Genomic DNA, 11,669 nt, shown 5'->3' with positions numbered 1-11,669 from the left:
AACGCGCGGCTCCCCGGTCAAGACCCTGCGTCAACTTATCTACGGGGAGCGACGGTTGACAGGAACAAGCGCTGTTCACAGGCTTGACAAGCGGATCGGGCCACCCAGAAACTCATCGAAAGTTTGCGATATCTGTCGCCGGCCGAAGGCATCCGCGCTGAGGAGAGAAGTTGAGTGAGCAACGCCCGACCCTGGCCGTCATCGCCGCGGAGGCAGGGGTCTCCCAGGCCACCGTGTCCAAGGTGATCAACGGGCGCTCCGACGTCGCACCCGCGACGCGCGAACGGATCGAAGGCCTGCTGCGGGCGCACCACTACCTCCCACCCGGCCGGCAGGGCAGAGCCCGCAGATCGGGTCTCGTCGACCTGATCATCGGCGGCCTGGACAGCGCGTGGGCGGTGGAGATCCTGCGGGGCGTCGAGGCCGAGTGCGCCCAGCGGAGCGTCGGCACCGTCGTGTCGCTCGTCCCGCCGGGCGAGGCCACGCCGTCGAGTTGGGCCGCCCTGCCGGTCCTGCACCACAGCGACGGCGTCATCCTCGTCACCGCCTCGGTCACCCAGGCCCAGCGCGCCCAGATCGAACGGGCCGGGGTGGCGCTGGTCGTCATCGACCCGATCGACCTGCCGGGCAACGGAGTGCCGAGCGTCGGGGCGACCAACTGGGCCGGCGGCCTCGCGGCCACCGAGCACCTGCTGGAGCTCGGGCACCGCCGGATCGCCGCCATCGGCGGCCGCCGGGAGATGCTCTGCAGCCAGGCCCGCATCGACGGGTACCGGGCCGCCCTGGAACGGGCCGGCATCGAGGTCGACCGCGACCTGATCCGCTTCGGCGACTTCCAGCACGAGGGCGGCTTCCGCTGCGCCCAGGAGCTCCTCGCCCTTCCCGAACCGCCGACGGCCGTCTTCGCCGGCAGCGACCAGCAGGCGATGGGCGTCTACGAAGCCGCCCGGCGGGCCGGACTGAGCATCCCGCACGACCTCAGCGTGGTCGGTTTCGACGACCTGCCGATGTGCGACTGGCTGTCGCCGCCGCTGACGACCGTGCGCCAGCCGCTGGAGGAGATGGGCCGGGTCGCCGCCCGCACCCTCTTCCAGCTTCTGGACGGCCAGCCCCTGGTCACCCCCCGGATGGAGCTGTCGACCGAACTCAAGGTCCGGCTCTCCACCGCCCCGCCCCGTCCCGAGGAGAACCCTTGAACGAGCCCTGGCGTGATCCCCTCCTGCCCGCGTCCGAGCGCGTCGCCGATCTGCTGAGACGCATGACGCTGGAGGAGAAGGCGGGGCAACTCGCCGGGTTCTGGGCGCTGCCCTCGAATCCGGGAGCACCCGTCGCTCCGATGGAGGACGATTCCGGCGACTCCGCGCCCGGCTTCGACGAGCTCGTCGTCCACGGGCTCGGCCAGCTCACCCGGGTGTACGGCACCGCGCCGATCACCGCGGAGGCCGGCATGGAGCGGCTCGCCTCGCTCCAGCAACAGGTGACCGGTTCCGGCAGGTTCGGGATCCCGGCGCTCGCGCACGAGGAGTGCCTGACCGGGTTCATGACGTTCGGGGCGACGGTCTTCCCCGGGCCGCCGGCCTGGGGCGCCTCCTTCGATCCCGAGCTGGTGCGCCGGATGGCCGCCGCCATCGGCGGCGGGATGCGGCGGGTCGGCGTCCACCAGGGGCTGGCTCCGGTGCTCGACGTGGTCCGCGACTACCGGTGGGGCAGGACCGAGGAGTGCATCGGCGAGGACCCGTACCTCGTCGGGGCGATCGGCACCGCCTACGTCCAGGGACTGGAGGGCGCCGGCGTCGTGGCGACGCTCAAGCACTTCGCCGGGTACTCGGCCTCGCGCGGCGGCCGGAACATGGCCCCGGTCGCCTCGGGGCCGCGCGAGTTCGCCGACGTGCTGGTCGAGCCCTTCGTACGGGCGCTGCGCGAGGGAGGCGCCCGGTCGGTGATGAACAGCTACACCGACGTGGACGGCGTGCCGGTGGCCGCCGACGAGCGGCTGCTGACCGGGCTGCTGCGGGACGAGCTCGGTTTCGACGGCGTCGTCGTCGCCGACTACTACGCCGTCTCCTTCCTGGAGACCCGGCACGGCGTCGCCGGCTCGCCCGGCGCGGCCGGCGCGCTCGCGCTGACCGCCGGGATCGACGTCGAACTGCCCACGGCGCGCTGTTACGGCGAGCCGCTGACCGCACTCGTGCGCGCGGGAAGCGTGCCCGAGGCGCTCGTCGACCGGGCCGCGGAGCGCGTCCTGCTCCAGAAGGCCGAACTCGGCCTGCTCGACCCGGACTGGGAGCCCGTCAAGCCGGAGCCGGTCGACCTCGACCCGCCGGAGAACCGGGCCCTGGCCAGGCTGCTGGCCGAACGGTCGACGGTGCTGCTCGCCAACGACGGCATCCTGCCGCTGCGGCCGTGCCGGGTCGCGATCAGCGGGCCGTACGCCGACGATCCCCAGTCCTTCCTCGGCTGCTACTCCTTCCCGAACCACGTCGGCCTGCCCGGCGACCCGGGGGTCCGGATACCGACGCTCGGCGAGGCGCTCACGGACGCCGGGTTCACGGTCACCGCGGACGCCCCGGACGTGCACCTGCTCGTGCTCGGGGACCGGGCCGGCATGTTCGGCCGCGGCACCTCCGGGGAGGGCTGCGACGCCGAGACCCTCGACCTGCCCGGCGACCAGGCCGCCCTCGCCGCCGAGGTGCTCGACTCCGGAGTGCCCACCGTCCTGGTCCTGGTCTCCGGACGGCCCTACGCGCTCGGCTCGCTGGCCGAGCGCGCGGCGGCCGTCGTCCAGGCCTTCTTCCCCGGCGAGGAGGGCGGGACGGCCCTGGCCCGGATCATCAGCGGGGCCGCGGAACCGGCCGGGCGGCTCCCCGTCTCCCTCCCCCGCCGGGCCGGCGGCCAGCCCGGCACCTACCTGCGCTCCCGGCTCGGCGGGCGCACCGACTGGAGCTCGGTGGACCCGACTCCCCTGTTCCCCTTCGGACACGGGCTGAGCTGGACCCGCTTCGACTACTCGGAGCTCTCGGTGGACCCCGTCGCCTCGACGGACGGGACGGTCGACGTCTCGGTGACCGTACGCAACGTCGGAGAGGTGGCCGGGACCGAGGTGGTCCAGCTGTACCTCTCGGACCCCGAGGCGTCCGTCGTACGGCCGGAGCGGTGGCTCGCCGGATTCGGCAGGGTCGAGCTGCAGCCGGGCGCGGCGGCCCGGATCACCTTCTCCGTCCATGCCGACCGGACCTCCTTCACCGGGCTCGACCTGCGCAGAAGGGTGGAGCCCGGGGAGATCGGGGTGGCCGTCGGACGGTCCAGCGGTGACCTGCCGCTGCGGGGGTCCTTCACCCTGCACGGCCCGGTGCGGCACCCCGGTGCCGACCGGGTGCTGTCCGTGCCGGTCGAGACGGTGCCCGTCTCATGAGCGCGTCGTTCGGTGCTCCCGTGCTGCCCGGGTTCCGGCCGGACCCGTCCGTGTGCCGGGTGGGGGACGACTACTACCTCGTGACGTCCAGCTTCGAATGGTTCCCGGGCCTTCCCGTGTTCCACAGCCGGGACCTGGTGCACTGGCGGCGTCTCGGCGCCGCCCTCGACCGGCCGTCCCAGCTCGACCTCGACGGTGTCGCGCCCTCGCGGGGGCTGTTCGCGCCGACGATCCGGCACCACGACGGGGTCTTCCACCTCGTCTGCACGCTGATGGACGGCCCCGGCCATTTCGTGGTGACGGCGACCGATCCGGCCGGGCCGTGGTCGGAGCCGCGGTGGCTGGAAGGCGAGGGCTTCGACCCGTCGCTGTTCTTCGACGACGGGCCGGACGGCGACGGCCGGGCCTGGTTGACGGCCGCCCGTGTGGTGGACGAGGCCGCCGGCCGCACCGAGATCTGGATGCGCGAGTACCTTCCCCGTGAACGGCGCCTCACGGGACCGGAGTACGTGCTGTGGTCGGGAAGCCGTCCGGGCGCCCGCTGGTCGGAGGCCCCGCACCTCTACAAGGTCGACGGCGGCTACGTGCTGATCACCGCCGAGGGCGGCACCGACGTGGACCACAGCGTGGTGGCCGCCCGCGCCGACCGCGTGACCGGCCCGTACGAGGGCGCCCCCGGCAACCCGGTCCTGCCTGCCGTCCCGAAGGGCCCGGTCACCTGCACCGGGCACGCCGACCTCGTGCGGACGCCGGACGGCGACTGGCGGGCCGTCCTCCTGGGCGTCCGACCGGGCTCCGCCATCGGCCGGGAGACCTTCCTCAGCCGCGTCACCTGGCACGACGGCCTGCCGGCCTTCTCCCCCGTCGCCCACGCCGCTCCTTCCCGCCCCGTGCACGAGGACTTCGCCACCCTCTCCGCCGACTGGAACACCCTGCGCACCCCCCGCGCGCCGTTCTGGACCACCGGCGACGGGCTCCGTCTCCGGCTGCGTCCCGAACGCCTCGGCGACCGCACCGACCCGTCCCTCCTGGTCCGCCCCCAGGAACAGCCCGACTGCGACGTGTCGACCGAACTGCGCTTCGCCCCCGCCGGACCGGGCGAGGAGGCCGGCCTCGCCGTGGTCGTCGACGACGACGCGCACCTGCTCCTCCTGCGGACCGCGGAGGGCCTCGCCCTCCGCCGGGGGCCGGACGTCCTGGCCCGCGTCACCGTCCCTCCCGGTCCCGTCCGTCTGGGGGTCCGGATCCGGGGCTTCGGCCACACCTTCGTCCACGCGGCGCCCGACGGCCCCTGGCGGGAACTGGCCACCGTCGAAGCCACCTTCCTCAGACCGCTGTTCACCAGCGTCCAGCTCGGCCTCTACGCCACCTCCCAGGGCCGTCCGTCCGCGAACCAGGCCCATTTCCCGTGGTTCACCCTCACCTATCCCCACCCGCCCTCCGGGGCGGACGACATCGCCGATCCGGAAAGCTGACCCGAGGCATTCATTCCCTGCCGAAATGAGCGGCCCCCGTCGAAAGCATTTCGACGGGGGCCGCTTTTCCGTCACGTCGACGGAATTCCCCGGCTTCGAAACATCTTCGAAACACTTGACATGCTCACGCCGCGTTTCCACACTGATGAACGAGGCGCCGGCAATCCTTTGCCCGTATGTCACGGAACCCGCCTCGCATCAATTCACCTGACGATCCGCAGCCTTTTTCCCGGCGCGGACTTCGTCGTCGCGGCTTCTTTCCGCCACGTTCTCGCCCATCCGTGATTTCCGTCCTGGAGGTCCTCACATGCGTTCCCATTCCACTCCACCGTCCACCGTCCGCCGGAAAGCAGGCGGCCTGGGGGCGGCGCTGATCGTCGGCGCCCTCGGCGCCGCCACCGTGCTCGCGGCGCCGGCCTCGCACGCCGCCGAGAGCACGCTCGGCAGCGCGGCGGCGCAGAGCGGCCGCTACTTCGGCACCGCCATCGCCTCGGGCCGGCTCGGCGACTCGACGTACACGACCATCGCGAACCGCGAGTTCACCATGGTGACGGCCGAGAACGAGATGAAGATCGACGCCACCGAACCGCAGCAGGGCCAGTTCAACTTCACCGCTGGCGACCGCGTCTACAACTGGGCGGTGCAGAACGGCAAGAAGGTGCGCGGGCACACCCTCGCCTGGCACTCCCAGCAGCCCGCCTGGATGCAGAACCTCAGCGGCAGCGCGCTGCGCCAGGCGATGATCAACCACATCAACGGCGTGATGGGCCACTACAAGGGCAAGATCGCCCAGTGGGACGTCGTCAACGAGGCCTTCGCGGACGGCACTTCGGGCGCCCGGCGCGACTCCAACCTGCAGCGCACCGGCAACGACTGGATCGAGGTCGCCTTCCGCACCGCGCGCGCCGCCGACCCGGCCGCCAAGCTCTGCTACAACGACTACAACACCGACAACTGGACGTGGGCCAAGACCCAGGCCGTGTACAACATGGTCAAGGACTTCAAGCAGCGCGGCGTGCCGATCGACTGCGTCGGGTTCCAGTCGCACTTCAACAACGAGAGCGCGTACAACAGCAACTACCGCACCACGCTGCAGAGTTTCGCCGCCCTCGGCGTCGACGTGGCCATCACCGAGCTCGACATCCAGGGCGCCTCGCCCACGACCTACGCCGCCGTGACGAACGACTGCCTGGCCGTCCCGCGCTGCCTGGGCATCACCGTCTGGGGCGTGCGCGACACCGACTCCTGGCGGGCGGACCAGACGCCGCTGCTGTTCAACGGCGACGGCAGCAAGAAGCCCGCCTACACGGCCGTCCTCAACGCCCTCAACTCCGCTTCCCCGGGCCCCTCCCCCACCCCCACTCCGACGCCGACCCCGGGTTCCGGTGCGATCAAGGGAGTCCCCTCGGGCCGTTGCCTGGACGTGCCGGGCAGCAGCACCGCGGACGGCACCCAGGTCCAGCTGTGGGACTGCAACGGCCGCACCAACCAGCAGTGGACGCCCACCGCGTCGGGTGAGCTCCGGGTCTACGGCGACAAGTGCCTGGACGCCGCCGGCACCGCCAACGGTGCCAAGGTGCAGATCTACAGCTGCTGGGGCGGCGACAACCAGAAGTGGCGGCTCAACTCCGACGGCACCATCGTCGGCGTCCAGTCCGGCCTCTGCCTCGACGCGGCCGCCGCCGGCACCTCCAACGGCACGCTGATCCAGCTCTACTCCTGCTGGGGCGGCGACAACCAGCGCTGGACCCGCACCTGACCTGCCGGCAGTGACACCCGCACCATGGAGGGGAGCCAGGACGATCCTGGCTCCCCTCCTCGGTGCGGTCGGGCGGATCAGGGTCGTGCCGACGGATTCGCGCACCGTCAGCCGCCGGCGCCGAACCGCAGGACCGTCCTCGACCGGTACTCCTCGCCGGGGCGCAGCACCGCGGACGGATCACCGGGGCGGTTCGGGGAGTCGGGGAAGTGCTGGGTCTCCAGCGCGATGCCGGCGCCCGCCCGGTAGCGCGTGCCGCTCTTGCCGAGGACCGTTCCGTCGAACTGGCCCGCGGTGTAGACCTGGATGCCGGGCTCCGTGGTCAGCACCTCCATGCGGCGGCCGGTGGCCGGCGCGTGGAGGACCGCGGCCCGGCGGAGGGTCCGGTCGCCGTGCGGACTCAGGACGAAGTTGTGGTCGTACCCGCCGTCCGTGCCGGGGCGGGCCAGGGCCTCGGCGATCCGGAGCGGCCGGCGGAGGTCGAACGCGGTGCCGGCCACGGGGCGGTGGTCCCCGACGGGGATCAGGGCCTCGTCGACGGGCGTGTAGTGGCTGGCGTCGACGGCCAGTTCGTGGTCGAGGACGTCGCCGGTTCCCTCGCCCTCCAGGTTGAAGTAGGCGTGGTTGGTCAGGTTGACGAGGGTGGCCGCGTCGGTGACCGCCGCGTAGGAGAAGGCGAGTTCGTCGTCGCGGCCGATCAGGCAGCTGACGGTGACGTCGAGGTTTCCCGGGAATCCCTGGTCGCCGTCGGGGCTGCGGAGGTGCAGGAGCACACCGGTCCACTCCGGGGTGTGCACGCTTTCGGCTTCCCAGAGCCGGGTGTCGAAGCCGTCGGTTCCGCCGTGCAGGCAGTGGCCGTCCTCCTGGGTGGTCAGCTGGTACGGCGTGCCGTCCAGGGAGAACCGGCCCCGGGCGATGCGGTTGGCGTAGCGGCCGACGGTGGAGCCGAAGTACCGGGCGGCGGTGGCCGTCTGGGCCGGGTCGCGGGGGGCGAGGACGACGTCGGCGGGGTTGCCGTGCCGGTCCGGCACCCACAGCGCGTGGAGGCGGGCACCGCGGGTGTGCACCTCCGCCGTGAGGCCGTCGGGGAAGCCGAAGATCCATCGCTGCCCGGACTCCGTGTCGGGGTGGCAGACCGGCGGGCCTCCGGTGAGGGGAGGGCGGGAGGGCGGGGTCATGGGGTTCCTTGTCCGAGGTCGGGTACTGCCCGGCAAGGGGGCAGGGAGTCCCTGCCCCCTTGCCGGGCGCGGTCGTACGCGCGGGGTCCGGGGGTGTCCTCTCGGATCGGGCCGGAGGTCCTCCTGCCGGGAGGTCATTGCGCCGGGCGGGATCCGCCGAAGAGCCGCTGGAGGAGGATGAAGACGAACAGCAGACCGCCGATGACGATGCGGGTCCACCACGAGCTGAGCGTGCCCTGGAAGCTGATGATGGTCTGGATCAGGCCGAGGACCGTCACGCCGAGCGCGGTGCCCAGGACGAAGCCGGAGCCTCCGGTGAGCAGCGTCCCTCCGATGACGGCGGCCGCGATGGCGTCGAGTTCCATGCCGACGGCGTGCAGGGCGTAGCCGGACAGCATGTAGAAGGTCAGCAGCAGACCGCCGAGGGCGGAGCACAGACCGCTCACGGCGTACACGGCGACCTTGGTGCGTCCCACGGGCAGGCCCATGAGCCGGGCGGAGGACTCGTTGCCGCCCAGGGCGTAGACGGTGCGGCCGAAGCGGGTGTGGTGCAGGACGACGAAGGCGAGCGCCAGCACGACCAGGGCGATGACGACGGCGGGTGAGACGAACAGGCCGCCGGGCAGGAGCACCCGGGTCTGGGCGATCCGCGTGGTCGTCGGGTCGGTGACGGAGATGGACTCGGTGCTGATCATGTAGCACAGGCCGCGGGCGAGGAACATGCCGGCGAGGGTGACGATGAAGGGCTGGATCTCGAAGGTGTGGATCACCCAGCCCATGAGGGCGCCGCCGCCCGCTCCCACCAGCAGGACCAGCGGCACCGCCAGGGCGAGCGGGACGCCGTTCCGCTCCACGAGCCAGGCCGTCAGCATCGTCGACAGGGCCACCATGGAGCCGACGGAGAGGTCGATGCCGCCGGTGAGGACGACGAAGGTCATGCCGATCGCCACGACGAGCAGGAAGCCGTTGTCGATCAGGACGTTGAGCAGGACCTGGGCGGAGAAGAAGCCTTCGTACTGCACGGAGCCGATCGAGAACATCGCGACCAGCAGGGTGGCCGTCACCATGAGCGGCACATGGGCGGCGTGGCGTACCGAGAGCCGCCGGAGCGGCCCGGTGAGGGAGCTGAGGGTGGTGCTCACGGGTGGACCTCCTGCCGTCGGGTTCCCGCGTCGACGGCCGCGGGGGCCGTCGCCGGGGCGGCCGGGCGGCGACGGCGTGAGAGTCGCGCGCGGAACGCGGGCGACTGGACGAGACACACGACGATGACGACCAGGGCCTTGAAGACGAGGGTGGTCTCCGGCGGTACGCCGAGGGTGTAGATGGTGGTCGAGAGGGTCTGGATGATCAGGGCGCCCAGGACCGTCCCGCCGAGGGAGAAACGGCCGCCGGTCAGCGCGGTGCCTCCGATGACGACGGCGAGGATCGCGTCCAGCTCGATCCAGAGGCCGGCGTTGTTGCCGTCGGCGCTGGACACGTTGGAGCTGATCATCAGGCCGGCCACCGCGGCGCACACGGCGCTGACGACGTAGACCGTGACCAGGAGGCCGGCCGCCCGGATGCCGACGAGCCGGCTCGCGACCGGATTGCCGCCCACCGATTCGATGAGCATGCCGAGCGCGGTGCGCCGGGTGACGAGCGAGGCCACGGCGACGAGGGCCGCGGCCAGCAGGACGGCGAAGGGGAGGGTGAGCCAGTAGCCGCCGCCGATCATCTTGTAGGCGCTGCTGGACACGCTGATGATCTGGCCGTCGGTGATCAGCTGGGCCACGCCCCGTCCCGCGACCATGAGGACCAGTGTGGCGACGATGGGCTGGACGCCGAGTCGCGCGACGAGGAGGCCGTTCAGCAGGCCGATCACGGCGGCGACGCCGAGCGCCACGGCGATCGCCGACAGGACGGTGCCGAGGCTCGCCGGGTCCTGCGCGGTGGCGATGTGCTCGCACGCGAGCGCGCCGGCGATGGCCACCGTCGAGCCGACCGAGAGGTCGATGCCGCGGGTCGCGATGACCAGCGTCATGCCGAGCGACACCAGGACGAGCGGGGCGCCGAACTGGAGGATGTCGATCAGGCTGCCGTACAGGTGTCCGTTCTGGACGCGGACGGCGAAGAAATCGTGGGTGAGCGCGACGTTGGCGAGCAGCAGGGCGGCCAGGACGGCGGCGGGCCAGAAGAGGCGGTGTCCGGTGAGCCGCCGGGCGCCGGTGGCCCGGGCCGGGCGTCCGCCGGCGCCGGTGTCGTCAGGTGGTGTCATGAGGTGGCTCCGGTGGCGATGGTGCCCAGGATCCGGTCGGGCGTCAGGGTCGGGTCGTTGGTGAGGGTGGCGACGAGCCGGTGATCGCGCAGGACGCCCACGCGGTGGCTGAGCCGCAGCACTTCCTCGAGTTCGGCGGAGATGTAGAGCACGGCGGTGCCGTCCGCGGCCAGCCGGGTGACCAGTTTCTGGATCTCCGTCTTGGCGCCGATGTCGATGCCCCGGGTGGGTTCGTCCAGGATCAGCAGCTCGGGGTCGGTGATGAGCCACCGCGCGAGCAGGACCTTCTGCTGGTTGCCTCCGCTGAGGTTGCGGACCTGGGCCTCGGGGTCGCCCGGGCGGATGTCGAGGACCTCGGTCCACCGGGCGGCGATCTCGTCCTGCCGGGCGCGGGAGAGGGGTCGGGTCCAGCCGCGTGCGGCCTGCAGGGCGAGCACGATGTTCTCGCGGACCGTGAGTTCGCCGATCAGGCCCTCCGCCCTGCGGTTCTCCGAGCAGAAGGCGATCTTGTGGGCGATCGCGGCGCGCGGCGAGCGCAGGACGGCGCGCTCTCCGTCGATCCGCAGCTCGCCGCCGTCGGCGTGGTCGGCGCCGAAGAGCAGCCGGGCCGCCTCGGTGCGTCCGGAGCCGAGCAGCCCGGCCAGGCCGATCACCTCGCCGCGGTGGATGTCCAGGTCGTACGGCTGGATGGCGCCGGTCCTGGCGAGCCCGCGGGCGCTCAGGAAGGGGGCGTCCGCGGATTCGGGGAGGGCCGCGGTGCCGGTGTGGGAGGTCTCGGCCAGTTCGTCGAGGGTGCTCAGTTCGCTGCCGACCATGCGGTGGACGAGGGTGACGGGGGTCAGTTCGTCGATCCGGTACTCGCCCTCCAGGCGTCCGTTGCGCAGGACGGTCACCCGGTCGCACAGGTCGAAGACCTGGTCGAGGAAGTGGGTGACGAAGAGGATCGCGACGCCCCGGTCGCGCAGCCGGCGCACCAGGGCGAACAGCTGGGCGACCTCGTCCCGGTCGAGGCTGGAGGTGGGCTCGTCGAGGACGAGGACCTTCGCCTTGACGTCCACGGCCCGGACGATCGCGACGAGTTGCTGGACGGCGAGGGAGTGCGCGCGCAGTGGCAGGCGGACGTCGAGGTCGAGTTCCAGCTCGGTGATGAGCCGTGCCGCCCGTTCGTGGAGGGCGGACCAGTGGATCAGGCCCAGGCGGCGGGGTTCACGGCCGATGAGGATGTTCTCGGCGACGGAGAGATTGGGGCACAGGTTCACCTCCTGGTAGACCGTGCTGATTCCGGCGTGCTGTGCTTCCAGGGGTTCGGCGAACCGCTGGGGGTTGCCGTCGACGCAGACCGTTCCCGCGTCGGGCGGGTGGACCCCGGTGAGCACCTTGATGAGGGTCGACTTGCCGGCGCCGTTCTCCCCCATCAGCGCGTGGACCTCGCCCGGGAAGAGGCGCAGGTCCACGCCGTCGAGGGCGACGACGCCGGGGAACGTCTTGCGGATGCCGTGGGCCTGGAGGACCGGCCGGTCGGTGCGGGTGGGTGTGCGGGGGGTGGGTGGGGCTGCCATCCGCCCTCCTCTCCTGAGGGGCCGGGGGCGGC

At 72.1% G+C, this 11,669-nt stretch carries 8 protein-coding genes; 4 read left to right on the top strand and 4 right to left on the bottom strand.

All coding sequences use genetic code 11. The annotated features are described in order from the left end of the window. The first annotated feature begins 170 nt into the window (after positions 1–170). From ACIGW2_RS09365 to ACIGW2_RS09350, 4 genes are all read left to right on the top strand, one after another. Entirely contained in the window at positions 171–1,196 is a 1,026-nt protein-coding gene (locus ACIGW2_RS09365; RefSeq protein WP_391651948.1) for a LacI family DNA-binding transcriptional regulator, read from the top strand. Further along, on the top strand, positions 1,193–3,412 hold the full coding sequence (locus ACIGW2_RS09360) for a glycoside hydrolase family 3 N-terminal domain-containing protein (protein ID WP_399842373.1): 2,220 nt from the start codon (positions 1,193–1,195) through the stop codon (positions 3,410–3,412). The genes ACIGW2_RS09365 and ACIGW2_RS09360 overlap by 4 nt, the downstream gene beginning before the upstream one ends. Continuing rightward, a complete protein-coding gene (locus ACIGW2_RS09355) occupies positions 3,409–4,887 on the top strand; it encodes a family 43 glycosylhydrolase (protein WP_399842366.1) in 1,479 nt (492 codons plus the stop codon). The genes ACIGW2_RS09360 and ACIGW2_RS09355 overlap by 4 nt, the downstream gene beginning before the upstream one ends. A gap of 307 nt (positions 4,888–5,194) precedes the next feature. Then, entirely contained in the window at positions 5,195–6,646 is a 1,452-nt protein-coding gene (locus tag ACIGW2_RS09350; protein WP_399842363.1) for an endo-1,4-beta-xylanase, read from the top strand. 107 nt (positions 6,647–6,753) lie between these two features. Here ACIGW2_RS09350 and ACIGW2_RS09345 read toward each other — a convergent pair whose 3' ends face one another. From ACIGW2_RS09345 to ACIGW2_RS09330, 4 genes are all read right to left on the bottom strand, one after another. Further along, entirely contained in the window at positions 6,754–7,824 is a 1,071-nt protein-coding gene (locus ACIGW2_RS09345) for an aldose epimerase family protein (protein ID WP_391651952.1), read from the bottom strand. 134 nt (positions 7,825–7,958) lie between these two features. After that, positions 7,959–8,966, bottom strand: a complete 1,008-nt coding sequence (yjfF, locus tag ACIGW2_RS09340; protein WP_391651953.1) for a galactofuranose ABC transporter, permease protein YjfF — start codon at positions 8,964–8,966, stop codon at positions 7,959–7,961. Then, the gene (locus tag ACIGW2_RS09335) at positions 8,963–10,078 is read right to left on the bottom strand and encodes an ABC transporter permease (RefSeq protein ID WP_391651954.1); all 1,116 of its coding nucleotides are present in this window, start codon (positions 10,076–10,078) and stop codon (positions 8,963–8,965) included. The genes yjfF and ACIGW2_RS09335 overlap by 4 nt, the downstream gene beginning before the upstream one ends. Beyond that, positions 10,075–11,637, bottom strand: a complete 1,563-nt coding sequence (locus tag ACIGW2_RS09330; RefSeq protein ID WP_399842359.1) for a sugar ABC transporter ATP-binding protein — start codon at positions 11,635–11,637, stop codon at positions 10,075–10,077. The genes ACIGW2_RS09335 and ACIGW2_RS09330 overlap by 4 nt, the downstream gene beginning before the upstream one ends. Between the last annotated feature and the right edge of the window lie 32 nt (positions 11,638–11,669).

Origin of the sequence: Streptomyces sp. NPDC053541 (assembly GCF_044544705.1) — a bacterium.
GTDB lineage: Bacteria > Actinomycetota > Actinomycetes > Streptomycetales > Streptomycetaceae > Streptomyces.
Note: the sequence above shows the minus strand (reverse complement) of the source record. Positions and strands in the feature narration are given on the sequence as shown.

What these genes read in the sequence shown, in the direction of transcription:
- ACIGW2_RS09355 (WP_399842366.1), top strand. Translation starts at nt 3,409, where the DNA reads ATGAGCGCGTCGTTCGGTGCTCCCGTGCTGCCCGGGTTCCGGCCGGAC.
- ACIGW2_RS09350 (WP_399842363.1), top strand. Translation starts at nt 5,195, where the DNA reads ATGCGTTCCCATTCCACTCCACCGTCCACCGTCCGCCGGAAAGCAGGC.
- ACIGW2_RS09330 (WP_399842359.1), bottom strand. Translation starts at nt 11,637, where the DNA reads ATGGCAGCCCCACCCACCCCCCGCACACCCACCCGCACCGACCGGCCG.
- ACIGW2_RS09345 (WP_391651952.1), bottom strand. Translation starts at nt 7,824, where the DNA reads ATGACCCCGCCCTCCCGCCCTCCCCTCACCGGAGGCCCGCCGGTCTGC.
- ACIGW2_RS09335 (WP_391651954.1), bottom strand. Translation starts at nt 10,078, where the DNA reads ATGACACCACCTGACGACACCGGCGCCGGCGGACGCCCGGCCCGGGCC.